This window comes from Arthrobacter sp. H35-D1 (genome assembly GCF_030063185.1).
Taxonomy (GTDB): domain Bacteria; phylum Actinomycetota; class Actinomycetes; order Actinomycetales; family Micrococcaceae; genus Specibacter.
On the sequence record NZ_JASISP010000016.1, the window covers coordinates 61,632 to 87,148 of the forward strand.

The following is a 25,517-nucleotide window of genomic DNA, read 5'->3' on the forward strand; positions in this document are numbered from 1 at the left end:
TTGGCTTCAAATACTGCCCTTGGGCGCCACCGCGCCGAGGATACCAAGACCACTTCAATCTCGACCCTCACGAAAGCCGTCAGCTTCAATGCCGGCGGAGTGGGTCGTCAGGCCGCCGTTATCGTGGCTGCAACCGGTCTTGTATTGACTTCCGGCATTGCTGCAAACGCATCCACTCCCACTGTGGAGCGCGCTTCAGACGGTGCCACTACGCTGAACCTGAACACGGAACTTGCTTCCTCGCTCACGGCAGCATCCACGGTGAAGATCGCCTTCCCCGAACCTAAAATTGTTAGCACCCCCGCTCCCGTTGCTCCTGTTGTCGAAGAGCCGGCAGTTGTAGAGGCCCAGAGCAGCGAAGTTGTTGAAGAAGTTCCCACAGCAGTGGCAGAAGCCCCCGCTCCCGAAGCTGCTCCGGCAGCCGCGGTTGCTGCTCCGGCCGCCCCGGTTGCTGCTCCCGCAGCAGCGCCGACGGTAACCACTTCAGCGCCTGCACCGGCGGCCAAACCCGCCACCAAGAGCGGTATCGGCGCCACCATCGCCAGCGCTGCACTGGCGCAGGTCGGCGTTTCCCAGGATTGCACGGCCCTTGCCCGAAACGCACTCTCTGCCGTCGGAATCAGCCACCCCGGTTGGCCCGCAAGCTACCTGAGCCTTGGCCGCACGGTTTCTGCCGCTGAAGCTCAGCCGGGCGACCTCGTTTACTACGCAGACGGTGGAGCGGGCGCTGCCCACATCGCTGTCTACATTGGTAACGGCCAAGCCGTACACGGTGGATGGACAGGTTTCACGACCACTGTCTTCTCCGTCAACGTCGGCTCGGGCCCCGTCTTCATCGCGATGGGCCACTAAGAACGTTTTACCCCAATGAACCCCGTCTTCGGACGGGGTTCATTTATTTAACGGGCCTGAGCCCGGTGAGCGAGACCCAAAGCTCGACGGCAGTCAGCCAGCTTCGCAAGCACAGCCCGCTATCGGCCATCGACCGCCTGCCATCGGCCGTCCGCCGTCGTGCGTCTGCGCCCGGGTGGGGCCTGCTGCCCGGCTGCTTGCCTTCACGGCAGCTTTCGTTTGGCAGCTGATGCGGGTGTTAGGCGAGAACACCCGCATCAGCTGCCAAACAGATGAGCTCGCCCGGGCAATACGAGTCGAGCGGGCTGAGGCCGAGCAGTCGCAGCGCGGCATCGGCCATCTGCCATCGGCCGCCCTCCGCACGCGATCAGCCGTCGTGCGTCTGCGCGCGGGTGGGGCCTGCTGCCCGGCTGCTTGCCTCCACGGCAGCTTTCGTTTGGCAGGTGATGCGGGTGTTCGGCGAAAATACCCGCATCAGCTGCCAAACAGATGAGCTCGCCCGGACAACACCCGCATCAGCTGCCAAACAGATGAGCTCGCCCAGCCAATCCGGTATGAGCTCGCCCAGGCTATACGAGACATGCACGTAGGAACAATACGAGTCGAACGGGCTGGAATCGATCGGGTTCAGCCCCCGGCATTGCCGGTTTCCGGCTGGGCTACCGCTGCATGCCTGCCCCGAGCCTGCGCACCCGCGGCGTAATCTGCCTCTGCCCCATCACGCTCGGTGCCAACATCTTTCGGCTCGGGGCCCTCCTCCAAAATCGGCTCGCGGTCGATGCTGGTGGCCAGCGGAATCTCCTTGAGGAACAGCAGCAAGACCCCGGCCAATAGCAGCAGCGGCACCATGTAGACAAATATGGGTGTCAGGGCGTCGTTGTAGGAGCCGATCACAACCGAGCGCAGCTGATCAGGCAGCTGACGCACAATTTGGGGTGTCAGCGAGTTCAGGCTGCCGGCGCCCGGTCCTCCACTGCCCGCAGCGGCTCCGCTTTCGGCGAGACGTTCGGTCAGGATTTGGACCAACCGGTGGGCAAACAAGCTGCCGACGACGGCCGAGCCCAGCGACGCACCGATCTGGCGGAAGTAATTGTTGGATGCCGTGGCCATCCCGACCTGCGAATTCGGGAACTGGTTTTGCACAATCAAGACGAGGATCTGGATGCTCATGCCCAAACCGATGCCCATGATGGCCAGGTACACGCAGATGATCCACACGGGCATGGTGGCCGTCATGCTGGAGAGCAACACCAGCGCACCGGCCACAATGAACATGCCGGTGATGGGGAGCCACTTGTAGCGGCCGGTCTTGGTCACCAATTGTCCGGAACCGATGGACGTCAACAGCAGCCCGGCCATCATCGGGATCATCAGGAATCCGGCCTGTGTGGCATTGGCGCCGGTGACCATTTGCAGGTAGGTCGGCAGGTACGCAAGCGTGCCAAACATGGCGATGCCCGTGATCAGCCCCGCCGACGTGGTGAGATTGAAGTTGCGGTCCTTGAACAAGTGCAGGGACATGATGGGCTGGTCCGCCTTGTGTTCAATGAAGACAAACAAGCACGCTGCAATGAGGGTGCCCGCGCCCATCGCGATGATCTGCGGTGAATTCCAATCGTATTTAGTCCCGCCCCACGTGCTCACCAGCACCAGCAGCGTCGAGGTGATGCCCAGCAGCGCCATGCCCGCAACGTCGACGCGCGCCCTATTGCGCGGGTGCTTGGGCAGCCGGAGGAAGAAGACGGCCGAAATGATGGCCAGAATGCCCAACGGAATGTTCATCCACAGGCCCCAACGCCAGCCGATCCCGTCGGTGAACCAGCCGCCCAGCAGTGGTCCGGCCACGGCCGAAAGCGCAAAAACTCCCCCCATGATGCCCATGTATCGGCCACGCTCACGGGCGGGAACCACATCGGCAATGATGGCCTGCGAGAGCAGCATCAAACCGCCACCGCCGAGGCCCTGAACGCCGCGGCCAATGATCAGCCACGTCATGTCCTGCGCAAATCCGCCAATAATGGAACCAAAGATGAACACCGAAATCGCCCCGATGAACAGGCCCTTGCGTCCGATCAGGTCGCCGAGCTTTCCATAGATCGGCAGCATGATGGTGGAGGCAAGGATGTAAATGGTGATGACCCAGAGCATCTCGTCCACGCCGTTGAGCTCGCCAACAATGGTGGGAAGGGCCGTGCTGAAGATGGTTTGATCAAGGGAGGCAAGCAGCATGGTCAGAATGAGTCCGGCAAAGACGAGCAGGATGCTGCGGCGATCGCTCGTGACCGGCGGGTGCACCGTTTTTGTAGCTGAAGTCATGGGAGGTTCCTAGCGGCCGGATGACGTGCAGGCGGCTGAGACTGGATGGGTTGGGGAAGCACGACGGCGTGCTGTCGCCGGCTGGGGCCGGTGGCGTTGCTCCGCTTCGGGTGGAGCAGGCAACGACTGGTGGCGGCGGTTTTAGGGCCAGTGTTCGTTGCTGGCGATGCGGTGAACCAGGGCGGAGGCACTCCGGACAAGGTCTTCGGGCGTGTCGTGGAAGTTGCCTGCCACCCACTTTTGCAGGGCAAAGCGCATGGCGCCCGAGACAAGGGCCACCACAAGGTGTGCTTCATCGCTCAGGTCGGGGGTTTCAGTCTCGCTGCGGCCTTGGAAGCGGTACCGTTCCAGGACATAGCCGACATAAATTTCCTCGACCTCGGTGATGCGCGACTTTTCCTTGAGGAGCAGTTCAGGGGTCTGGTGGATGAGCTGGTGCCTTGCTTGGAACAGTTCGAGGTTGGAATCCACCTCGACAAGGGAGTCGGCAACCATGCTGAACAGGTCGTCAAACACGCCCGAGTTGCTGCATTCCACAAAGGATCGCCGCTGTTGCTCACTGGGCATGGCCCTGCTGGGGCTGGCGTAGACGCCTTCCTTGCTACCGAAGTAGTTGAAGAAGGTGCGGGGGGACACTTTGCAGACTGCGCAGATCATGTCCACGGTGACGTGTTCGTAGCCGTGCTCAAGGCCGAGCTCAATGGCGGCACGTCGGATTGCCAGCCGCGTGGCGGCACGTTTTCGGTTGCGCAGCGAGTCGGTGGACGTCGTTGCGCCAAGATGTTGAATGCTCATCATGGCTCCAGCGGTATGCGGCATGTGCCATTCATCACTTAACGGCACCACACCAGCATAAATGCAGTTTCTGCAAATATGCAGTGAATGCACTCTATTTTTTTGGGTGGGTGCGGGCGGTGCCGTTTAGGGGGCAGATAACATGGCATCATGTTCACTTCTAAGGGTTTGTCGTGGTTGCTGTAATTCTGGCCGGGGGGCTGTCTCGCCGGCTTGGCGGTGTGCCCAAGGCCGGGCTGATATTTGAGGGAAAAACGTTGCTGGCACACACTGTGGACGGAGCGGCACAGGCAATCGCCCAGACAACAGACCAGCTGGCAGCCCAGCCAACCACCTCGGGTGGGGGAGCAGGCACCCGGGCAAGGATCGCCGTCGTGGGTCCCGAGGAAAAGACACGGGAATGGCTTGCCGATGCCGAAAGTGGCCGCGACGTGGTGTTCGTGCAGGAAGACCCGCCGTTCTCGGGCCCCGCGGCAGGCATTGCAGCAGGCTTGGCGGCGTTGGCAGCACAGTCCGATCAGTGGGCGCAGTCCGTTTTGCCAGGATCGGATGCAGCCAGCGAACACGTACTGGTTTTGGCCTGTGATATGCCACGCGCCGGGGAAGTGGCCGCGCTGCTCGCCGCGGAGGTGGTTGGATGCGGGGCGGGAAGCGGCATCATGGCCGTGGACGATGGGCGGAAACAGCCATTGGCCGGGATGTATCCGCTGGCGGCGTTGCAGGCATCCGTGGACGCGGCGCGGCAGGCGGACAAGCTGCAGAACGCCTCGGTTTTCTCCTTGCTTGCTAGTGTGAACATCAAGGAATGCGTCGTCCCTGCGGGGCTGACGGCGGACATCGACACTTGGCAGGACGCGCGCGCGCAGGGTATCGGCGCGTCGCCTGCCGAGGCGGAAGGGCAGTAAGTGGAGAATCACGACGAGCTTTTGCAGGAATGGACGAACAAGCTGTTGGAGGCCTTTGAAATTGCCGACATCGATGTGGACGTCCACGCGGTATTGAACTTGGCGGGAGTGGCTGCGCATTCGATCGTGCGCCCCGCCGCGCCACTGACAACTTTTGTGGCCGGGCTGGCTGCCGGCCTCGCCGCCGGATCGGGCCAGGCCGACGAGTCCGTGGCCATGAAGGCCGCAATCGGCATGGCCAAGCAGCTGGCCGCCGCCGAAGCCCCTGCTGAAGCCCCTGCCGAGTCTCCGGCCGCGGCTGACGGCAGCGCCGTTGAAGCACCCTCCGGGAATTAGCGTTTCCGTGGGGGAGCACACCGACACCACAGGCGCCGATGCTGGTACCGGTCCCGATGCAGAAGCCAGGGCAGCAGCGTCGGCAGCGCCGGTGGCGGAACCGATTCGTGTTTTGCCGCACACCTGGGAGGAAGCCCGCGCGCTGGTCTGGAACACTGCCGAGCCGCTTCCGGCCCACACGGTGCCGCTGGCCGCTGCCTTGGGACGGATTCTGGCGGACGACGTGTTCTCCCGCCACGCCATGCCGCATTACGCGTCCTCGGCTATGGACGGCTGGGCTGTTGCGGGCAGTCCGCCGTGGATACTGGCTGACAAGGGCGCCCGGCTTTCTGCTGGCCAGGCCGTTCCCATCGTCACCGGCGGTCTCATCCCGCGCGGGGCCAAGTCCGTCCTGCGCAGCGAGTCGGGTGAGCTGTCCACGGACGACGACGGCCTGCCGGTTCTGGTGCGCGGCGACGCCGCCCGGCCCGGGGAGCCGAAAAACGGCCAGCACATCCGCCCCGCAGGCCAGGAGGCGGAGGCCGGGGAACTGCTCATCAAGGCCGGCACCACCCTCAACCCCGCCCACATTTCCCTGGCGGCCCTGGGCGGTATGGACGAATTGCCGGTGCTGGGCAGGGCGGCCGTGAAGATCGTGCTGACTGGCGATGAAGTGGTGCCCGCCGGCATCCCGGACCCGGGATTTGTCCGCGACGCCTTCTCACCCCAACTCGGTGCGGTCGTCGCCATGCTGGGCGGCTCCGTGGTCGGCCAGCAGCGGGCTGCCGACAATTTGGCATCCATGCTCGATGCCCTCGTCGACAGCGAAGACGACCCCGCCGACGTCGTCATCACCACCGGTGCCACCGGCCATTCCGCCGTAGACTTCCTGCGCGAAGCCATCACGGCAATGGGTGGAATCTTTCACGTCCCGCACATTTCCATGCGCCCGGGCCATCCCACACTGCTGGCAGAACTGCCGGACGGACGCTTCATCGTGGGCCTGCCCGGAAATCCGCTGGCCGCCATGGTGGGGCTGCTGACCTTGGGAGCCCCGTTGTTGGCCAAACTCGGCAGCCTGCCGGAACCCGTCACCAGCGAGGTCGCTTGCGGCGCCCCGATCAAGGAGTATCAAGGTCCCACCCGGCTGATGCCCTACCGACTCGTGTATGGCTTGGCTTCGCCGTGCGCCAACACCGACTCGGCCATGATGCGCGGGTTGGCCGCAGCCGACGGCATCATGTCCGTTCCACCCCACGGCGCCAAGATGGGGGAGACCCTCACCGCAATGACCCTGCCCTGGAAGTAGGCACCGCCTGCGCGGCTCCGATGGGCGCGCATCGCCCGCCTCCGCTTCAGCCCGCTTGATACTGCAGCTCCTGCGGGTGGAAAGCGGTGTCACCCGCAGGAGCTGCAGTACGAATCGGTGGGAAGCGGTGTCACCCGCAGGAGCTGCAGTACGAATCGGTGGGAAGCGGTGTCACCCGCAGGAGCTGCAGTACGAATCGGTGGGAAGCGGTGTCACCCGCAGGAGCTGCAGTACGAATCGGTGGGAGTGCGCTGTCCGGGTATTTACTGGTCAGCGGGCGCTTACTGCTCTCCAGCACCCCGCCAGCTGGCTCACCGCCAGCTGATCCAACGCCGGCAGGCAGGGTCAGCCGATGGGTTCCAACCGGACGACGACCGATTTTGAAGCGGGTACACATCATCCGCGTCCACCCCGGTCCGCTTGATACTGCAGCTCCTGCGGGTAGGAAGGGGGTGCAGTGCCCTGGCTCTGGTTCGTTCTGCAGCTCCTGCGGGTGTCGAGGCTCAACACTCGCAGGAGCTGCAGTATGAACGGGCACTAGCTGGGCGGACTCGCAGGAGCTGCAGTATGAATCGGTGGGAGTGCGCTGTCCGGGTATTTACTGGTCAGGCGATGGGTTCCAGCCGGACTACTACCGATTTTGAGGTGGGCGTGCCGCTGACATCCGCCTTGGAGTCCAGCGGAACCAGCACATTCGTTTCCGGGTAGTACGCAGCCGCGCAACCCACCGGAGTGGAGTAGGCCACCACGCGGAAACCGGGCGCCCGCCGGTCCACCCTGTCCTTCCACTCGGAGACCACATCCACCATGGTTCCGTCGGCAAGCCCTAAGGAATCAAGGTCCTGCTGGTTGACGAAGATCACGCGGCGGCCGTTCTTGATGCCGCGGTAGCGGTCGTCCTTGCCGTAGATGGTGGTGTTGTACTGGTCGTGCGAGCGCAGGGTTTGCAACAGCAGCCGGCCCTCGGGCACGCGCGGATATTCCAGCTCGTTGGCCGTGAAGTGCGCCAGCCCGGATTCGGTGGTGAAAGTACGCGAGTCGCGCGGGCCGTGCGGCAGGATGAAGCCGCCGGGCTTGTCGATCTTGGCTTCAAAGTCCGCAAAGCCGGGCACCACGTTGGCAATGTGCGACCGAATCAGGCTGTAGTCAGCGACCATGGCGGACCAGTCGGCAAGGGGCGCACCCGGACGTGTGCCGCCGTCGTCCGTTTCGAAAAGCAGCTTGGCCAGCTGGCACACAATGGCCACTTCGGAGAGCAGATTGTCCGACGCCGGTGCCAGCCTCCCGCGCGAAGCGTGCACGGCGCTCATGGAGTCCTCGACGGTGACGCGCTGGTCCCCGCCCGCCTGGGTGTCGCGCTCGGTGCGGCCCAGCGTGGGAAGGATCAGCGCCTGGCGGCCGGTGACAAGGTGGGATTTGTTCAACTTCGTGGAGATCTGCACTGTCAGCGACAGCTTTTGCAGGGCCGCCTCGGTAACATCGGAATCCGGGGTGGCGCGCACAAAGTTTCCGCCCATGCCCACGAACACCGAGGCCTTGCCGTCACGCATGGCCTCGATGGCCGCGACCGTGTCAAAGCCGTCGGGGCGCGGGGAGGCGAAGGAAAACTCGCGGTCCAGGGCGTCGTGGAAGTCGGCCGGCATGCGCTCGAAGATGCCCATGGTGCGGTCACCCTGGACGTTGGAGTGGCCGCGGACGGGGCACACGCCGGCGCCGGGCTTGCCAATGTTGCCCTGGAGCAGCAGCACGTTGACCACGTCGCGCAGCATGGCCACCGAGTGCTTGTGCTGGGTCAGGCCCATCGCCCAGCAGACCACGGTGGCCTTGGACGCGAGCAGCCGCTGGCCCGTGGCGCGGATCTGCGCCTCGCTGAGCCCCGTCGCCGTGACGATTTCCGCCCATGTGACGGCCTCCAGCTGGTCCAGGTACGCGCCCAGGCCCGTGGTGTGCGCCTCGATGAAGGCCGTGTCAAAGACCCTCCCGGCCTGCAGGGAACCGGTGCGGCGCTGTTCCTCAAGCAGGAATTTGCCCAAGCCCTGGAAGAGTGCCTGATCGCCGCCGAGCTTGATCTGCAGGAAGTCGTCGGCCAGCGCGGTGCCGCCACCCACCAGCCCCTTGACCGTCTGCGGATTCTCAAAACGCATCAGCCCGGCCTCCGGCAGCGGGTTCACGGCCACGATCACGGCGCCGTTCTTCTTCGCCTTTTCCAGTGCGGAGAGCATGCGCGGGTGGTTCGTGCCGGGGTTCTGGCCGGCGATGATGATCAGCTCGGCCTTGTACATGTCCTCCAGCGACACCGATCCCTTGCCGATGCCAATGGTCTCCGTCAGCGCCGAACCACTGGATTCATGGCACATGTTCGAGCAGTCCGGCAGGTTGTTCGTGCCCAGCCCGCGCACCAGGAGCTGGTACAGGAACGCCGCCTCGTTGGAGGTGCGCCCCGAAGTGTAAAAAATGGCCTCGTCGGGATTGCCCAGCGCCTTGAGCTCGTCGGCCAGCAGGCCCAGCGCGCGCTCCCACGAGACCGGCACGTAGTGCTCGCTGCCCTCGGCCAGGTACATCGGGTCTGTCAGTCTGCCCTGCTGGCCCAGACGGTAGTCGTCCCACTCGTGCAGCTCGGCGATGCTGTGTTCGGCAAAGAACGACGGCGGCACGCGCCTCTTGGTGGCTTCTTCGGCGACCGCTTTGGCCCCGTTTTCGCAAAATTCCGCCGCGTGCCGCTTGTCGGCTTCGGGCCAGGCGCAACCAGGGCAGTCAAAGCCGTCCTTTTGGTTCATCCGCAGCAGTGTACGGGCCGAACGGACGGGGCCCATTTGCTTCAGGGCCACCTCCATGGAATGCATGATGCCGGGAATGCCGACCGCTGTTTTTTGTACGCGGCCCACGGAGAGCTGCGTTTCGTCAATGTTTTCGCGGGGCGCTTTGCCAACCATGATGGGTTCCCTTCAGCGTGGAGCATCTACTGTAGACCTTAGACGACTTTCTTATTAAGGATGACAATGGGACGACTGATCCATCGGGTCAAGGCCACCAGAATAGATCTGGCCGGTGGCAGGCGCGTGTTGCGCGAAGAAGCCGTGGCAGCGGAAGAGCCGCTGGAAATCCGCCTGGGCCATGAATCCTTCAGCGTCACCATGCGGACTCCCGGCGACGACTTCGACCTGGTGGCCGGATTTCTTCTGTCGGAAGGCATCATTTTTTCCCCTGACCAGCTGATTTCACTGCGCTTTTGCGCCGGGGAGGACGAAAACGGCCAGCAGACCTTCAACGTGGTGGAAGCCCAGCTGCGCCCCGATGTTGCGCTGCCGCTGCCAGCCGCCCACCGGCATGTGACCACCTCCAGTGCCTGCGGGATCTGCGGGACGGCTTCCATCGACGCCGTGCACAAGTCCTCACATTTTGTCATGGCGGCCGCTGTAGATGCTCCGCTGATTGATGCCGTGGTGCTCGCCGGGCTGCCCGACACCCTGCGAGAGCAGCAGAAACTGTTTGACAAGACAGGCGGCGTGCACGCGGCCGGATTGTTTGCCCCGGACGGGGAACTACTGAGCCTGCGCGAGGATGTGGGCCGCCACAACGCAGTGGACAAGGTCTTGGGGTCCGCTTTCCGGGACCGGCAGCTGCCCCTGTCCAAAAACATCTTGCAGGTTTCGGGCAGGGCGTCCTTTGAACTCGTTCAAAAGGCTGCGATGGCGGGGGTGCCCGTGCTCGCGGCCGTGAGTGCGCCGTCGTCCCTGGCTGTTGAACTGGCGCGCAGCACGGGGCTGACGCTGGTGGGGTTCAGCCGTGGCGAGACGTTGAACGTGTACACGCATCCGGGGCGTGTGGGCTGATTCCGGCGCGGCTGTCAGCCCTTGGCCGCGTAGGTGCCAATCTCATCCACTGTGGGGGTCTGGCTCAAACCCAGTACGTCGGGGCGGATGCCGTGTGCCTCGTCGCCGTCGGGAAAGACGTAGAATTCCACGCGCGTCACAGGCTTCAGCGATCCTGAAGTGGAGGCCACCGAGCGCAATGAATCATCCAGCACGCTTTCAAGCTCGGCGGAGGGGGCCGCGGCGACCCGCACGTTGACAACCTCAGCCATGCCGCCGGGGTCCGTGTACTGGACCGTGCTTCCGACCACGCCCGGTACAGCGTCGAGGGCGGCTGTTGCCGCGGCAACGAACGAGTCCCCGGCCTTTTGCGCATCGCTGGCTCCGCATGCGGCCAAAAGCGCGGCAAGCAGCCCCATGGCAACAAACATTCTTGCTTTTTTCAACATGGCAACGTCCCAGGGGTTGCGGTGCGCGGTGGGGAGGGCAAGGGGATCAGCCCGTCGGTGAACTGTCGCGGGCGGAATCAGGTGATGCCTTTTCAGCCTTGTCCAGCTCGTTCTGGGCGCCCACCACCGCAAGCACCAGTTCATGGGCGATGTTTCCTGCCGGCACTTCAGCCAGGCGCACTTCGGGCGCATCCCCGCTGCTGGTGGTCAGCGAGAACAGGTGGTTCTCCTTCACGCTCCATTTCCCCGCCCAATTCCGGCTGGGCCGCCCCTCCGCAGCACTGACGACGCTGAGCGTCACATTGGCGTCCTCCTCGCGGACTAGCTCCGCAACGGCTGCCGCCAGTACGGCCGGATCCATGTCGCCATCCAGCACCGCAGCAGGCTCCGCATTCAGCGGTTCACCCGCTTTGGCCGTGGGGTCCGCCTGCACAACATCCAGCGGCGGCAGCAGCCGGGCAGTGGCACCCCACACGTTGTCCATGTCAAAGAGCGTCACCTCCATGCTGTCTTCGCTGCCCACAATGAGCGTGTCCGGGCCGTGCCGTTCGGACATATGGCGTTGGTGCACCGCCAGCCCCCGCCCTGCCCGCAGCCCCAACACGCTGGTGGTGCTGACGTCGTTGTACGTTGCCCGGGCCGTGACGGTAATGGGGGCCGTGAGCAGAAGTGCGACGGCGCCCGTCCACTGCAGCGCCACCTCGCCGGACGACTGGGACATGCCCAGCTCCTTCAGTTCCGACCAAGCAGCCTCCTCGGCGTCCCCGCTCAGGGGCGCGGACTGCCCGGGACCACCTTCGGGTGTGGTGCCCAACGGATCCGCGACGGGAAGGTCAAGGATGGTGCTTGTCGATTCGCACAGCAACTGCCAAGCAGCGGTGCTGAGCTGGACGCGGCCCAAGATTACGGGGTCCTGTGTAACGGGATCAGTCATGGAATTCTCCTGCCTGCAAGGTTGGCCCGCCCGGCAAGGCAAGCCATGGAAGCAACGTCACACCAACATACGTCACTGCTGCGGAGGCCGCTAGATTTCGTGCAGCAGCCGGCGCACAAACGCTTGGGTGCGCTCTTCCTTCGGGTTGCGCAAAACCTGGCTGGCCGGGCCCCGCTCCACCACCACGCCCCCGTCCATGAAAACCACCTCGTCGGCCGTCTGCCGGGCAAACGCCAGCTCGTGGGTGACGATGACCATGGTCCAGCCTTCCTCGGCCAGTTCCTTGATGACAATCAAAACGTCGTCCACCAACTCGGGGTCAAGGGAAGAGGTTGGTTCGTCAAAGAGCAACAGCTGCGGCCTCAAGGCAAGGGCCCGGACAATGCCCACGCGTTGCTGCTGCCCGCCCGAGAGTTCAAAGGGGTGGGCATCCTTCTTCTCCAGCATCCCCACTCGCGTCAACAACGACTCCGCCTCCGCCACGACCTCGGCACGGGGCCGTTTTTGCACCTGGACGGGACCTTCGATGACATTCTCCAGCACTGTCTTGTGGGGGAAAAGGTTGTACTGCTGGAACACCATGGCGCTGCGGTCGCGTAGTGCGGACAGCTGTTTTGCCAACTCCTTTTTGGACGGTGCAACACCGCCAAAGTCCACGATCAACGGTTTTTCGGCGCCTGGTTGGCTTGCGGGTGCTGCGTCGCGGGCGCCCACAGTGACTGTTCCGGCGTCGGGCGTTTCAAGGCCGTTGAGGGAACGCAAAATGGTGGTCTTGCCCGAGCCGGACGGGCCGATGAGCGCCACCACCTTGCCGCGGGGGACCTCCAGGTCGATGCCGCGCAGCACCTGGTTGCTGCCGAAGGACTTGCTCAGGCCGCGCACCTGAAGCACAGGGCCGGCGGGGGACATGTCAGTGGGCGACATAGCGGTCCAACCTCTTTTCCACACTGGTCTGTGCCGTTGACAGGACAAGGCAGATGACCCAGTAAATGAGTGCTGCTTCAAGATAGAGCAACATGAATTCTTGGCTGAATGCCGCCACCTGTTGGGCGACGCGGAACAACTCGGTGACAAGGATCAGCGAGGCCAAGGAAGTGTCCTTGACCAGCGAAATGAACGTGTTGGACAGCGGGGGAACGGAAACGCGGGCGGCTTGGGGCAGGATGATTCGCAGCAAGGCCTGGTTGCGGGACATGCCAATCATGTGCCCGGCTTCCCACTGGCCGCGGGGCACCGAGAGGATGGCGGCCCGAATGATTTCCGCGGCATAGCCGCCCACATTCAGCGAGAACGCGATGATGGCGCTGGGCCAGGGGTCGATCTTCACCCCCACGGCCGGCAAGCCGTAGAAGATCACGAACAGCTGGACCAGCAGGGGAGTGCCACGGATGAGCGAGATGTACACCCGTCCCACGGCGTTGGCCAGCTTATTGGGGCTGATGCGCATGATTGCGATGACAAGGGCTATCACCAGCCCCAGCGCGAAGGAGGCCAAGGTCAGCGGGATGGTGCCTTGAACGGCACCCAACAGCAGCGGGCCCAGGGAACTCCAAAACAAGTCAAAGTCCACGGCCGGCCCCCGTCCCTGATTCCTGTTGAGCTAGCCCTTGCGCGGCCGGGCGCAAGCCTGGTTGCGCGGCTAGGTGCAAGGCGCTGGGCCCGGCTTGGCTACTGGCTGACATCTTGGCCAAAGTACTTTTTGCTCAGTTTCGTCAATGTGCCGTCGGCCTTGAGCTCGGCAAGGGATGCATCCACCGCGTCGGTCAGGGCTGTCGAGCCTTTGCGGAAGGCAAAGGCGGAGTCGGAGGAGTCCTCCGTGGTGGCGGCGATTTTCAGCCCGGAGTTGGGCGTGTTGACCTCGTAGTCCAGGAAGGTGAGCTTGTCATTGACGATCGCGTCCACGCGGCCCTCCTTCAAAAGGGAAACGGACTGCGCCCAGCCCTCGACGGACTCCACTTTGGCGCCACTGTTGGTGGCGAGCGTGTACCAGTTGCTTGTCAACGACTGGGCCGTGGTTTTGCCTTTGAGATCGGCAAAGGAGGAGATGTCGGTGTTGGCGTCCTTCGTAACAATAACGCCGTGGGAGACCGTGTAGGGGGTGGAGAAGCTGTACTTTTCCTGCCGCTTGGGGTTGATCGTGACTTGATTGGCGACCGCGTCAAAGCGACCGGCTTCAAGCCCGGCAAAGATCGAGTCGAATTGGGTTTCCGCAAACTTGGCCTTGACTCCAAGCTTGTCGGCAACGGCGGTCGCGACGTCGACGTCGTAGCCTGTCAGTGCGCCCGCCCCGCCTTCGTGGAAACTGAACGGCTTGTAGGTGCCTTCCGTGGCGAACACGATGGTTCCGGCGTCCTTGACGCTGCTCAGGGAGGTGTCGCCGCCTGAGGATGTGGCGGAATCCGAGGCGCCACCGCAAGCAGCAAGGGCCAGCGATGCTGCTGCGAGGAGGCCAACGAGTCCGAGGCTGCGACGATTCATGGTGATGTGTTCCTTTGCTGTGAAAATACTGCTGTGGATCTTGGGGATCCGCGAAACGGGTGGCTCGCGGCGGGCCCTGTATTTGGACGCTACCACTGGAAAACCCGAACATGGGTGAGAATATTTCATTGTGTTACGTCAATATTACGGATGTGATTTGACGCACGCGCGAGATGTTGGCTAATGGTACCGCTCGGCGGATGCTCCGAAGCAGTGCGTGGCAGGTTTGATGTGGATGTAAGAAGCCGGGAATTTTTCAGCACTCGCCGGGGGCTTAAGCTTGTAGCTTGCCCTCTTAAAGATTGAAGGACCATACGCATGAGCATGGAAGGAGCAGCCTGGAGCTCACTTTGGAGTTCCATGCGCTCGGACAAAAGCAATGGCGGGATTTCCAAGGACACGTTGCGCCGCACCGTTCTGTTCGCTAAACCGTACAGCCGCAAGCTGCTGATTTTCGTTGTGCTGTCGGTGATTTCGGCGGCGCTGGCGGTAGCCACCCCCGTGCTGGCCGGGCGGGTTATCGATGCAATTGAGGCGAAAACCGCCATTGATGTGGTGGTGCGGCTAGCCGTGCTGATCGCCATCGTGGCGGTTCTGGATGCCGGCCTGTCCCTGGTGATCCGTTGGATTTCATCCAACTTGGGGGAGGGCGTCATCCTGGATTTGCGCACCGCCGTCTTTGACCACGTCCAGCGCATGCCCATCGCCTTCTTCACGCGAACCCGCACCGGTGCCCTCGTCAGCCGCCTCAACAACGACGTCATTGGCGCCCAGCAGGCCTTCAGCGGGACGCTCTCGGGCATCGTTTCCAACTCGGTGCAGCTGATTTTGACGCTGATCGTCATGCTCAACACCTCCTGGCTTGTGACAGTGCTGGCACTGGTGCTGCTGCCGGTCTTCTTGCTTCCAGCGCGACGCTTCGGGGCCCGGCTGGCCGGTTTGCGCCGAGAAGCTGCAGATTTGAACGCGGACATGAGCACCCAGATGACCGAGCGTTTCTCCGCTCCCGGCGCCACCTTGGTGAAGTTGTTCGGCCGCCCCGCCGACGAGTCGCACGAGTTCGCTTCCCGGGCCAACCGTGTCCGCGAGGTTGGCGTGCGTGCAGCGGTGCTGCAGTATGTGTTCTTCACGGCTCTGATGCTCGTCTCCGCATTGGCGCTGGCGCTCGTCTACGGACTGGGTGGATCGCTGGCCATTGCTGGCTCACTTAGCCCGGGCGACGTCGTCGTGCTTGCCCTGCTGCTGACCCGCCTGTACGCCCCGCTGACGGCGCTGGCCAACGCGCGCGTGGACATCATGAGCGCCTTGGTGAGCTTTGACAGGGTGTTTGAGATTCTTGACCTGAAGCCGCTCATTGCCGAAAAGGAAACGACGGTGCCGCTGCCGGCCGGGTCGCTGAGTATTGAATTCAACGATGTGCGCTTCGGCTACCCCTCCGCGGACAAGGTCTCGCTGGCCTCGCTGGAGGACGTGGCAGTGCTGGACACCCGCGGCGGCGAGGACGTGCTGCACGGGATTTCCTTCCGCGCCGAACCCGGCCAGACCATCGCGCTGGTGGGGTCCTCGGGGGCGGGTAAGTCGACCATGGCGCAGCTGCTTTCGCGCCTGTACGACGTCGACTCCGGCACCGTTTGCCTCGGCGGCGTGGACGTGCGCGACCTCAGCTTCGACGGGCTGCGGGCGGGGGTGGGCATGGTCACCCAGGACGGGCATCTGTTCCACGAAAGCATCGGCTCCAACCTGCGCCTGGCCAAGCCCACGGCAACCGACGGCGAAATTTGGGACGTGCTGCACAGGGCCCGGCTGGAGGACTTTGCCAAGGCGCTGCCCGACGGACTGGACACAGTGGTGGGCGAGCGCGGATACCGGCTCTCCGGCGGAGAACGCCAGCGCCTGACCATTGCCCGGTTGCTGCTGGTGCAGCCCGCGGTGGTGATTCTGGACGAAGCCACGGCAGCCCTCGACTCCACCAACGAGGCAGCCGTCCAAGCTGCCCTTGGCGAGGCGCTTGAGGGCAGGACGGCCCTGGTCATTGCGCACCGGCTCTCCACCATCCGCTCCGCCGACCAAATTCTGGTGCTGGAAGCTGGTCGCATTGTGGAACGCGGCACCCACGATGAGCTGATCGTCCGCGGTGGCCGCTACGCCGAACTCCACGACACCCAATTCTCGCAGGCGGTGGCGGCTGTCACCGAGGCCGACACCGACTAACCGCGCTGCAACCGCGTGCCCGCGTCTGCCCCGCGAACGAGCTGTTGCCCAACAGCGGTTTCGCGGCTTGGGCGCGGGCATGCGGGCCGGGCGCGGGTTCGCGGCCGCGGCCCACGCGCAATTAAGGGTGCTGCGGACTGCCGATGAGAAGCGGCAGCACATATTCACTGAGAAGCGGGGCCAGATCGTCAAAGTCGGCGGCACGGTCCACCGCCATCCAGCGCAGTTCGGCGATTTCCGCTGCTGGTTGCACCGAATCGGCCGCCCAGCTGCCCGGAGCCGTGAAGACCGTGGCCTCAATGTCCGTGTTGGACTCATTGGCAGCCGTGCACGTCCACACACCAACGAGTTCCAGCTCGGCGGCGGCAACGTGCAGGCCCACTTCTTCGGCCAGCTCCCGGGCACCGGCATCGGCGGCGCTTTCGCCCTGTTCCGGCTTGCCGCCGGGGTGCATGAACTTCGAGGTGCCGGACTTGCGCACTGTCAGCAGCCGGCCGGTCGGATCATAAACACAGACGGCGGAGACTTTGAGAACATTTTTCACGTATACGATCCTAGCCTTTCCGCGAATGCTGGTAGCCGATGGCAGGCGAGTGCGTCCGGCTCCGGAATCTGGCCGCGCGAATCAGGCAGGGCGCGGGACGAACATGATGATGCTGACCCCGACCAGGCAGATCACGGCACCTGTGATGTCCCATCGGTCGGGGGTGAACTTGTCGAAAATCATTCCCCAGAGCAGCGAGCCGGCAATGAAGACTCCTCCGTAGGCGGCCAGCACCCTGCCAAAATTGGCGTCGGATTGCAGCGCGGCGATGAACCCGTACGAGCCAAGGGCAACAATGCCAAGCCCGGCCCACCACCAGGCCTTGTCCTCACGCACTGCCTGCCACACCAGCCACGCCCCGCCGATCTCGGCGACCGCGGCAAGAACAAACAAGACAATGGTTTTGGTAATGTTCATGGTCCAGTCTCCCTCACCCGAGCCGTCAGCACGGTGTCCCGGCGACGGCCGTCCAGCGACAACAGCAACAGTGCCAGCAGGATGGGGCCGTAGGTCAACAGGGACGCCCAGCCCAATGTTTCCCCCAACAGCCAGGAGACACCCACCAGCAGCACCGGCTCCACATAGCTGAGCAGGCCAAAGAGGGAAAGCGACAGCCATTTGCTGGCCAGCAGGTACGCGGCCATGGACGCGCCTCCCAGCACGCCGATTGCGGCAACGGCCCAGACCCCTTCAGGGAGGGCCCCGCCGCGGAAAATTCCCGCATCGCCGGCCCCGAGGCCGTGCGCGCCGGAAAGGATGAAGTACACGCCCGCAGGCAGCAACAACAACAGCTCGGCGGAGAATGCGGCCAAGTTGTCGAAGCCGATCTTGCGGCGCAGCACAAAGTAAACGGGGTAGCCCAAACCCACCAGCAGGGTGGGCCATTGCAGTCCACCGGAGGAAAAGGCCTCGTGGGCCACGCCTACAGCCGCAGCAGCCACAGCCAGCTTGCGCAGGTTGCTGAGCCTGTCGGCAAAAAACACGCGCCCGGCGAGCACCATGCTCAGCGGCATGAGGAAATAGCCAAAGGAAACGGCCATCGCCATGTCATTCAGCGGCGCCCACAAGAACAGCCACAGCTGGAGACCAATCAGCACCGCAGCCAGCGCCCCGAGCAGGATCAGCGAGGGACGACGTCGGATGCGTGCCACCAGTGTGCGCCATTCGGCACGGGCGGAGGAAAGAAAGGGGAACGCGGCGGCCAACAAGGCCAGGGTCAGCACGATTCGCCAACCCAGCACTTCCTCCGCGCCCCAACCGGGAAGCCGGCCGGCAAGCAGGAAAATGACGGCAAAGAGCACCGAAGCCGTGATGGAAGCCACGAATCCGGGTCCGGTGGTTCGGGTGCTCACCGAGTTCCTCGCCATTCCCAGCTGTCGGGTGTCAGCTGAACCAAGAAGAGTTGCCGCACGCGCTATCTCCAGGGCGTGCAGCAACGGGACGCCTGCAGGTGGTGGCTGGCGCAGCCCGGGAGTCCGGAGGCCGCGGAGTGCGGCAGCCGCACGGCCAGACAAAAAAAGTGCCCCCGCCGGGGATCGAACCCGGATTTGCCCTTTAGGAGAGGGCCGTCTTATCCATTGGACTACAGAGGCGCGTCATCCAGCCTAGCGGAACTGGCAGGCAAGCAAAAACAGCCGTCCACCAAGCACCCGTCTGCCAAACAGGTGTCGGCTGGGCAGCGAGGGCACAGCGCGGCGACCTCGCGAGGTGGCATATTCAGGGTGACGCCCGGTGCATTACTCCTGAACGGCAGTCCCGGCGCCTTGGTCCGGAACGGCGGAAGCCCTGGGTTTGCGGCCAAGAAATAGCGCCGCACCGATCCCGGCCAGCGACAGCACCAGCAGGAACCAGCTGGCCATGACAAGCACAGACGTCAGGGAGACGGCGGATGGTTCAAGGGTTTGGGCTCCGAGCATGTTGTCGATGGCCACATTGGCCCAGAGCTGGACCACCGCGAACAGCAGCGGGAAGCTCCACAACACCCACCGCACCGATTTCTTTGCCACATTCATGGCAATCAGCGTCATGGCACACAAGCCAAACACCAGCGGAAACAGGGTTCCTGCCGTCTTGTGGACAAATTGCAGCTGCCCCAGGGCATCCGAATCCATGGCCGCACGCAGGCCCTCAATGTGGGCCATGTCGAAGCCAAAAACCATGGAATCCGGCATGGCCAGTCCGCCGGACAGGTCCGCCATCTGGTTCAACGTCAACAGATGGAAGTACCAAAACAAGAATAAAGTGGCCACGGAACCGGCGATCAGGAGCAGATTTGCGTTGCCCTCAGCCTTTTGCGGGGACCGTTGGGTGCTCGTATTGACTGCTGGGGTGCTTGCCGGTGTGGCAGCCTGACCGTGTTTTGCTGCACGTTGGGCGGGAGTTTTAGCCATGAAACCATTATCGCGCACATAGGCTGGTGCCATGGCAACTGAAACCACCCCCGCGTCCAGTGACAGTGAATTGGCGGCGAAACTGCTGCGAGCGGCAGGGGCGCTCGCCCTGTCCATCCGCGCCGAGGGCCTCGAAGTGCTGCAAGCCGGACGGCAAATCAAGGCCAACGCCGCCGACTTCGCCACCGATGCCGATCTCGCCGCCGAGAAATTTATCTACGAGCAGCTGCGCCTGGCCCGCCCGGAAGACTCCATCCTGGGTGAGGAGGGCGCCGGTTTTGAGGGCAGCTCCGGCCGGGTGTGGGTTGTGGACCCCGTTGACGGGACGTTCAACTTCACCAGCGGCTCAACCTACTGGTGTTCGGCCCTGGCCCTTGTCACAGGAGCCTCGAGCGCAGCCTTAAGATCGACGGCGGATGCCTTCGCTCACGCTGAGGTGCTGCTCGGCGCGATCTACCAGCCCGAAGAAGACAAGCTGTGGCTGGGAGGATCCGAACATCCTGCCACCCGCAACGGACACCCGATCCGCGTCGATCCGCGGCAGCAGCTGGGGGAGCTCGCCGCCGGCTCCTACATCCACCCCGGCTGGTTGGCGGATCCCCGCGCCGCCGTGCCGTGGCAGCAAGCGGCCGTGCTGCCGGCCACCTTGCGCATGCTGGGTTCGGGTTCGTGCGATTTGGCCCGTGTGGGGCAGGGCGAGCTGGGCCTGTGGTTCCAGCACAGCTGTCCGTCCTGGGACTGGCTCCCCGGAAAAGGTGTCGTGGAGGCGGCAGGCGGGGAAACCGCCGTCGTGCCCGTCAATGGGCTGGACTGGTTTGTGGCAGGGCCTGCCGGGGCCGTGGCGCAGTTGAAAGCGGCACTGGAACAAGGGGTACTGCCTGAATAGACACGCGGCCCCCGTTCCGGCGAGAGAGGACAACGCGTCAGTGCGGCGGACTAGGCTACTTTCGTCCAGTCAGACGCGATGGGACCCATAATGTCGGTGCCCCTGCAAGGCTGGCCGATGAGGTTCAAGACGCGCAGAGCCACAACTTGGCTGATCGGTCTGCCGGCTGCCTCGTCAAGAAACCTGCTCGGCTGACCAGTTTCTTGACTGGCTGCTTTCCTGTGTCTCACAACTAACCATCAGTACACGGATTTAGCCTGAAGGTTGCGAGACATAGTTACGAGAATCGTTAGCCAGGGACTGAATCGCAGGACTCCGCAATAATTGGGATTTTGCCATCGCAGTGGTCGCTCAGTCGGTGAGATGTCTCGTATGCCTAGGGTTACGAGACAGTTCGATATGAAGTAGTAACGGACGTTCGCCCCCCTTGGCATAACATTACGGGCCTCAAGCAACCCTTGAACGCTAGAAACCCCGCCCGTTGTCGTACCCCGTCCCTATGCTGGAAGTGTCTGGTGCAACGTGTGCCGACCGCATCAACCCAAGGGGGAAGTAGTGACGCAGGAGCAAACTGACCAAGTCAAGGCGATCCACGAGCACCTGTCCAAGTCCAATGAATCATCGTGGCCGCGGCAGGTGTGGGGCTCGGAGGACCACTACGCCTTTTTTCTGGAGCGGTTGCTGGCCCGTGCCATCGGAAACCGTCCCGTAGTCCTCGCCTCTGCCAAGGTTGTGAAGGATGACCAGAATGACGTTGTCCGTTTCGAGGCGGCCATCTTCACAGATCGGCTGATCATCACAGGCGGTATCGACGTTGAGCCGGCCACGGACGAACGCGGCATGCGGAGGCCGCATCCCCGCCATGGTGACGTCGGAGTGATTCCCCGCAGCAACATCAAAGCCGTCACGCTGCATGACGTGGACAACTTCGGCGAGCACGGCGACGGAGGCCCTGACGTCATCAGTTTCACCGTGGACGTCGACGGTCACGCCCCTATTGTGTTACCAATGCCCAGGTACAACCACGCGCTCAGCGGCGACCACTCCCAACTGTTTGACGCCCTCCTAGATGACCTCGACACCAAGAGGCAGGCCGCCATTGTCCAGTAAGCAACTCATCGCGGGCCTGGACAGGTTCGACAAGGAGCGCCCTGGCGGCCGAGGCGTCCCGCAGCCGGTACTTCCACTGAATATCGGCAAGGTCCACGCCATCAAGGACTTTCTTTTCCAGCACACAGAGATCTACACAGAGCCGCAGTTCTGCGAGCACCCCATGGAGTACAAGAATGCCCTTTGCGGCGCCGTCGTCAAGGTGGTGCTGCCTAAGATGTTCGATCCCGGAGACCCCGACGTCTGCCCGGAATGTTCCGTGGCAGGCTACTCCCGCTGAACGCCAGGAAGGACCGGGCCAGTTAAGGCACCCTCACCGTACATTTCATCGTGGGGTAAACATGCGTTTAGAGGCTATCAACGGCGGCAAAAGAAGAATCCATGTCTGGCTGCGCGCTCGACGGCCTGCTTACGGGCGTACTACCACTCCCCCTCCTATGACCCTCCAAAGGTCAAAGAGGGGCGATACATTCTCCATACGGTCCAAAAAACCAGTTTGAATCTTAGGGGGACAATTATGAGCGCCCCTGATCGGCGAGGCCGCATGATCTTCAGCTGCAGGAAAGGGCACCAGCACGATCTTCGCGTCAGCATTGAACGCCAGATACCATCTGAGCTTCGTTGCACGCCTGATGCTGGCCAAGGCTTCGGACCCTGAGGCGGGGGTGGCTGCACGGTTCCGGCTAATTCGAGCGACGTGGTGCAGCGCGAGTTGCGTGATGCCTTTCAGGAAAGCAAACGCCGCGGAAACGTTCTATTTAGTGAATAGGGTGAAAGCAATCTAGCGGGGAAGTGCGGCTCGAAGGTAGTCAGGGTGGCCGTCAAAGATCTTTTCCGGAACAGGCTTAAAACCCAAGGACAGGGCAACCTTCCCCGCCTACATTGACTATCTAGGCAACAAATTGCGATGCAGCGCGACCGGAATCCTGCTGGCCATAATGTAAATGTCGTGCCTCTGTGGTGGACTTGGAGCATGACTAACGCCTCCTTGCTGATTGATCAACGCTCGGCATCTTTGACTGCTTCGGAGCAAGATGTGAGGGCGTGGGCGAGCGGAAGACGTGTGTTCGTTTCCAGTCTTATTACCGACATGCCCCAGGAACGATCTGCAGTTCGGGCAGCAATCGAGAGTATCGGCGCGACACCTGTGATGTTCGAGGATTTAGGTCCTTTGGATGTGTCCGCAGATCAGGCTTACCTGGCAGGGGTGCGCAGCTCCGAGGTTTATGTGGGCATGTGGGGACCACGCTATGGCGTACGCATGCACGACGGATACTCGGCGACCCATGCCGAGTATCGAGAGGCTGAACGCAACGGATTGAGGCTCTGCGTGTTCGTGCATGGCGAGACATCGGGCGAAATGGATGGTGCACAACGGGATCTCATTCAGGGCGCGCGTAACCTGTATACGACCAGTTCGTGGAGCGATTCAGCAGATTTACAACAGCGACTAATTCGGCGGCTAAAGGATCTGGCATCTGAGGAGCTAGCACCATGGGTGCGGGTGGGACGAGCACTCTTTCGGGCACGTGAGATCAACAGTGACGGCAGGAGGATCTCGATCACGGCCGACGTACGAAGTGATGCAGTTCATGCCGAGTTGGTGCGTCTGCGCGAGGGCCGGGCTAGCGGCGTCGCCTTTGCCTCTCCCACTGAAGCTCTGTCGGTGCAGTTGACCGAGCTATCAACTCGAACAACCTCGACCATTGCACACGAGGAGTGTCTGACGCTGGTAGTTCAGGAGCGGCGAACGTCGCACATGCGGGCTGCAATCAATGGTAGTTCTGCCGATGAAGTGGCACGTCGCGCACTGTCTGATGGCCTCTTCGGAACCTCTACGCTCGGCGAGCAAGCTAGTTGGCTCGCACGTCCAACTGATCCTTTGGCCCCGTTACGGGGATCTGGTCTTGACGACAGCGTTCTACGTCCGATCACACGTCTGCTAATCGCCGAACATCTGATTACCGACGGATCAGCATCGCGGGTCAATTCGTTTGCGCTCGGCCCTGCACACCAAGGTGCACGCCGCCTTCAAGCCACATGGACCCCGCCGCAAATTTATGTAAACGAACCAGACCCAGCATCACTATCTATTGACGGAACCGTCACCGGGCTTTAAAGCGGCACGGACATACGTTCCTGGCCGAGGTGAGCGGTGAAGCATCCCCTTGCGGACAGGAAAAGCACCGCATAAGCAGACGTGATGTGCCTTGAAACCTCAGTGCGTCAATTCATTAGGGATGCAAGACTCGACCAATAGAAATAGGCTCCCAAATTATGGGTTAGTTGGCTCGTATTGAGCGTCGCATCATCAAGTCGGTCACACTGATGCGATGATGGCGGGGAGGCGCTCTGCCGCCTCAACGCTTGATCCCCCTGGAAGGAATGCCCGTGAAGAGCTTTGACACGAGAACTTATAGCATTTCGGACTTTGCGGAGTGGAAGAGCTCAGGTCTTTTAGTCCTGTCACCAGCCTTTCAAAGGCGGGCTGTCTGGACCACCAAGGCGAAGTCTTACCTGATTGACACTGTGCTCCGAGGAAAGCCGATGCCCAAAGTCTTGATTACTCAGAGTCTTGTGGATGGGCGCAGTTTGCGTACGGTCGTGGATGGTCAGCAGCGCCTGCGAGCCATTTTGGAGTACATGAGTGATGACTTCGCTGTGATGCGCACACACAATCAAGAATTTGCAGGGATGCGATACTCCGATTTGGAACCTAAAAAACAAGACGAATTCTGGCAGTACGAGATAGGTGTGGATGTCCTTTTCAACACGGATTTGAGTGAACTCCTCGATATATTTGCTCGTCTCAACACCTACTCGGTGAAACTGAACGGCACTGAGCTACTTAACGCAACCTATCTCGGTGCATTCAAGACCACAGCACATGAACTTGGCCATAAGTACGCAGCTTACTGGCGAGAAGCGGGCGTTTTCACCGACAGTCAACTCGCCCGGATGGGAGAAGTGGAGATGGCGGCCGACCTTCTCGGTGCACTCCTAAAAGGCATCTCCTCGAGGAAACAAATCCCAGCTTTCTATCGAGAATTTGATGATTCGGAATTGGATGTAGAACACGCGGCCACCCTGTTCGAGGAGATCATGACAACTTTCGCGCAGATCTACAGCGCTGAGGATCTTCGTGGCAACAACTTCAGCCGCGTCCACTTATTTTATTCCGCCTTCCTTGCGATATCGTCGCTACTTAAGGGCACGCCGGTCATCCCCTTGAATAACGTGACGCTCCCTACAGTTACCGACGCCAATCTCGTTCCCTCTAGGATGCGTGTCGCATTGGATGACATGTCTGCTCAATTCGACGTTTATACGTCCAAAGATTGGACGGGGATCATTCCTCCAGATTGGCAGAAGTTCATTCAAGGCTCTCGCCGTGCGACGACGGATCAAGGGGTTCGAGAGGCACGGTCCCGCTTCATCGCGGAACGTATAGCCGCTGCTTAGCATGCCTATTCAAGACGAGCTCGATGAGCTTGAAGCGGAACTCGACGGCTGTGAAGCACTCCGCCTGCATGCCCTGGGACAGATGCAAGAGGCGGCTATTCGTGGCCTGGTCTACGAGAGCATCATCCTGCGCGCCTCACGTGCCCACGAGAACTTCATTGAGCAGGTTTTTCTCTCCTACCTCACAGGAGATCGAACGACCGAGGGAAATCTTGTTCCGGCATTCGCGAGCCCCAGAGACCGCAGCCACGCCCGCAGGTTGCTTTCATCCTCAGCGAGTAGTCGATTTCTCGATTGGTCAGAGAGCAGTGACGTGAGAGCGCGTTGCGACGTCTTCTTCGAACCGGATAGCCCAATCTATAACGCAGTGCTCTTGAAATCTTCCGACCTGGCTTGGATGAAAAAGATCAGAAACCAAGCAGCGCACGACAGTGTAGAAAGTCGCTTGGCCTTCACGAAGGTACTCGAAGTCGTGCTGCTAACACTCCCCCAACCGCTGCCGACTGCAGGTGAATTTCTACAGCGTACTCCGCGGAATGGACCGATAAAGAACCGCGAAGTGCTTGCGTACTTTCTGGACAGTCTTCGCACTTTTGCCCAGATCGCAGCTGGTAAGCCAACTCTGGGGTATTCAGCTGACCGGCCTAGCTTGATGTCCGCCAGGGCCGGCTGACGGCGGGGAATTCCAGGCTTGGAGTGTGTTCGCCGCCGGTAGGCGGGATCGGGTGGGTTGCTTTGGGCCAGGGCTC

The 25,517-nt window shown here is 62.2% G+C and carries 24 protein-coding genes and 1 tRNA gene; 12 read left to right on the forward strand and 13 right to left on the reverse strand.

From position 1 onward, the window contains the following. Positions 1-852 carry an NlpC/P60 family protein gene (locus QMG25_RS14640; protein ID WP_283461467.1) on the forward strand — a complete coding sequence of 284 codons (852 nt, stop codon included), beginning with the start codon at positions 1-3 and terminating at the stop codon, positions 850-852. A 627-nt stretch (positions 853-1,479) separates the two neighbouring features. Here the strand turns inward: QMG25_RS14640 and QMG25_RS14645 are convergent. After that, entirely contained in the window at positions 1,480-3,168 is a 1,689-nt protein-coding gene (locus QMG25_RS14645) for an MDR family MFS transporter (protein ID WP_283461469.1), read from the reverse strand. A 141-nt stretch (positions 3,169-3,309) separates the two neighbouring features. Further along, positions 3,310-3,966, reverse strand: coding sequence for a TetR/AcrR family transcriptional regulator (locus QMG25_RS14650; RefSeq protein ID WP_283461471.1), 657 nt, complete (start codon positions 3,964-3,966; stop codon positions 3,310-3,312). Positions 3,967-4,136: 170 nt separating this feature from the next. Between QMG25_RS14650 and mobA the strand changes: the two genes are divergently transcribed. From mobA to QMG25_RS14665, 3 genes are read left to right on the forward strand one after another with little or no spacing between them, the layout of a single operon-like run. Next, the gene (gene mobA, locus QMG25_RS14655) at positions 4,137-4,868 is read left to right on the forward strand and encodes a molybdenum cofactor guanylyltransferase (protein ID WP_283461474.1); all 732 of its coding nucleotides are present in this window, start codon (positions 4,137-4,139) and stop codon (positions 4,866-4,868) included. Beyond that, the gene (locus QMG25_RS14660; RefSeq protein WP_283461476.1) at positions 4,869-5,204 is read left to right on the forward strand and encodes a DUF6457 domain-containing protein; all 336 of its coding nucleotides are present in this window, start codon (positions 4,869-4,871) and stop codon (positions 5,202-5,204) included. Between the two features lie 7 nt (positions 5,205-5,211). After that, entirely contained in the window at positions 5,212-6,492 is a 1,281-nt protein-coding gene (locus tag QMG25_RS14665; protein ID WP_283461479.1) for a molybdopterin molybdotransferase MoeA, read from the forward strand. Positions 6,493-7,097: 605 nt separating this feature from the next. Here the strand turns inward: QMG25_RS14665 and QMG25_RS14670 are convergent. Continuing rightward, the gene (locus QMG25_RS14670; protein ID WP_283461481.1) at positions 7,098-9,425 is read right to left on the reverse strand and encodes an FdhF/YdeP family oxidoreductase; all 2,328 of its coding nucleotides are present in this window, start codon (positions 9,423-9,425) and stop codon (positions 7,098-7,100) included. A gap of 66 nt (positions 9,426-9,491) precedes the next feature. On the opposite strand from QMG25_RS14670, the gene fdhD reads away from it, so the two are divergent. Continuing rightward, positions 9,492-10,325, forward strand: coding sequence for a formate dehydrogenase accessory sulfurtransferase FdhD (gene fdhD, locus QMG25_RS14675; protein ID WP_283461483.1), 834 nt, complete (start codon positions 9,492-9,494; stop codon positions 10,323-10,325). Between the two features lie 14 nt (positions 10,326-10,339). On the opposite strand, the gene QMG25_RS14680 is transcribed toward fdhD, so the two are convergent. The 5 genes from QMG25_RS14680 to QMG25_RS14700 all read right to left on the reverse strand — a co-directional run bounded on the left by QMG25_RS14680 (position 10,340) and on the right by QMG25_RS14700 (position 14,165). After that, complete coding sequence (locus tag QMG25_RS14680; protein ID WP_283461485.1) at positions 10,340-10,753, reverse strand: hypothetical protein; 414 nt, start codon at positions 10,751-10,753, stop codon at positions 10,340-10,342. Between the two features lie 46 nt (positions 10,754-10,799). Then, complete coding sequence (locus tag QMG25_RS14685) at positions 10,800-11,687, reverse strand: hypothetical protein (protein WP_283461487.1); 888 nt, start codon at positions 11,685-11,687, stop codon at positions 10,800-10,802. Between the two features lie 90 nt (positions 11,688-11,777). Further along, on the reverse strand, positions 11,778-12,611 hold the full coding sequence (locus QMG25_RS14690) for an amino acid ABC transporter ATP-binding protein (protein WP_283461490.1): 834 nt from the start codon (positions 12,609-12,611) through the stop codon (positions 11,778-11,780). Beyond that, on the reverse strand, positions 12,598-13,257 hold the full coding sequence (locus QMG25_RS14695; protein ID WP_283461492.1) for an amino acid ABC transporter permease: 660 nt from the start codon (positions 13,255-13,257) through the stop codon (positions 12,598-12,600). The genes QMG25_RS14690 and QMG25_RS14695 overlap by 14 nt, the downstream gene beginning before the upstream one ends. Positions 13,258-13,355: 98 nt before the next feature. Continuing rightward, complete coding sequence (locus QMG25_RS14700) at positions 13,356-14,165, reverse strand: amino acid ABC transporter substrate-binding protein (protein ID WP_283461494.1); 810 nt, start codon at positions 14,163-14,165, stop codon at positions 13,356-13,358. A gap of 318 nt (positions 14,166-14,483) precedes the next feature. On the opposite strand from QMG25_RS14700, the gene QMG25_RS14705 reads away from it, so the two are divergent. After that, positions 14,484-16,376: an ABC transporter ATP-binding protein gene (locus tag QMG25_RS14705; protein ID WP_283461497.1), complete on the forward strand. Its 1,893-nt coding sequence runs from the start codon at positions 14,484-14,486 to the stop codon at positions 16,374-16,376. A gap of 121 nt (positions 16,377-16,497) precedes the next feature. Here QMG25_RS14705 and QMG25_RS14710 read toward each other — a convergent pair whose 3' ends face one another. The 5 genes from QMG25_RS14710 to QMG25_RS14730 form a co-directional block, all read right to left on the reverse strand. Next, positions 16,498-16,920 carry an NUDIX hydrolase gene (locus QMG25_RS14710; RefSeq protein ID WP_283461499.1) on the reverse strand — a complete coding sequence of 141 codons (423 nt, stop codon included), beginning with the start codon at positions 16,918-16,920 and terminating at the stop codon, positions 16,498-16,500. Positions 16,921-17,001: 81 nt separating this feature from the next. After that, positions 17,002-17,337 carry a YnfA family protein gene (locus tag QMG25_RS14715; RefSeq protein ID WP_283461501.1) on the reverse strand — a complete coding sequence of 112 codons (336 nt, stop codon included), beginning with the start codon at positions 17,335-17,337 and terminating at the stop codon, positions 17,002-17,004. Beyond that, a complete protein-coding gene (gene rarD / locus QMG25_RS14720) occupies positions 17,334-18,272 on the reverse strand; it encodes an EamA family transporter RarD (protein WP_283461503.1) in 939 nt (312 codons plus the stop codon). Before rarD ends, QMG25_RS14715 begins: the two co-directional genes overlap by 4 nt. A 168-nt stretch (positions 18,273-18,440) precedes the next feature. Next, positions 18,441-18,512 (reverse strand) — tRNA-Arg (locus QMG25_RS14725). A 144-nt stretch (positions 18,513-18,656) separates the two neighbouring features. Beyond that, positions 18,657-19,310, reverse strand: coding sequence for a hypothetical protein (locus QMG25_RS14730; RefSeq protein ID WP_283461505.1), 654 nt, complete (start codon positions 19,308-19,310; stop codon positions 18,657-18,659). A gap of 31 nt (positions 19,311-19,341) precedes the next feature. Here QMG25_RS14730 and QMG25_RS14735 point away from each other — a divergent pair, with 31 nt between their 5' ends. The 6 genes from QMG25_RS14735 (at position 19,342) to QMG25_RS14760 (ending at position 25,441) form a co-directional block, all read left to right on the forward strand. Continuing rightward, a complete protein-coding gene (locus tag QMG25_RS14735; RefSeq protein WP_283461507.1) occupies positions 19,342-20,196 on the forward strand; it encodes an inositol monophosphatase family protein in 855 nt (284 codons plus the stop codon). 555 nt (positions 20,197-20,751) lie between these two features. Then, on the forward strand, positions 20,752-21,306 hold the full coding sequence (locus QMG25_RS14740; protein ID WP_283461509.1) for a hypothetical protein: 555 nt from the start codon (positions 20,752-20,754) through the stop codon (positions 21,304-21,306). Next, complete coding sequence (locus tag QMG25_RS14745) at positions 21,296-21,586, forward strand: hypothetical protein (RefSeq protein WP_283461511.1); 291 nt, start codon at positions 21,296-21,298, stop codon at positions 21,584-21,586. The genes QMG25_RS14740 and QMG25_RS14745 overlap by 11 nt, the downstream gene beginning before the upstream one ends. A gap of 693 nt (positions 21,587-22,279) precedes the next feature. Then, positions 22,280-23,425 carry a DUF4062 domain-containing protein gene (locus QMG25_RS14750; RefSeq protein ID WP_283461513.1) on the forward strand — a complete coding sequence of 382 codons (1,146 nt, stop codon included), beginning with the start codon at positions 22,280-22,282 and terminating at the stop codon, positions 23,423-23,425. 272 nt (positions 23,426-23,697) lie between these two features. Continuing rightward, complete coding sequence (locus tag QMG25_RS14755; RefSeq protein WP_283461515.1) at positions 23,698-24,768, forward strand: GmrSD restriction endonuclease domain-containing protein; 1,071 nt, start codon at positions 23,698-23,700, stop codon at positions 24,766-24,768. Between the two features lies 1 nt (position 24,769). Continuing rightward, positions 24,770-25,441 carry a hypothetical protein gene (locus QMG25_RS14760; RefSeq protein WP_283461517.1) on the forward strand — a complete coding sequence of 224 codons (672 nt, stop codon included), beginning with the start codon at positions 24,770-24,772 and terminating at the stop codon, positions 25,439-25,441. Positions 25,442-25,517: the final 76 nt, after the last annotated feature.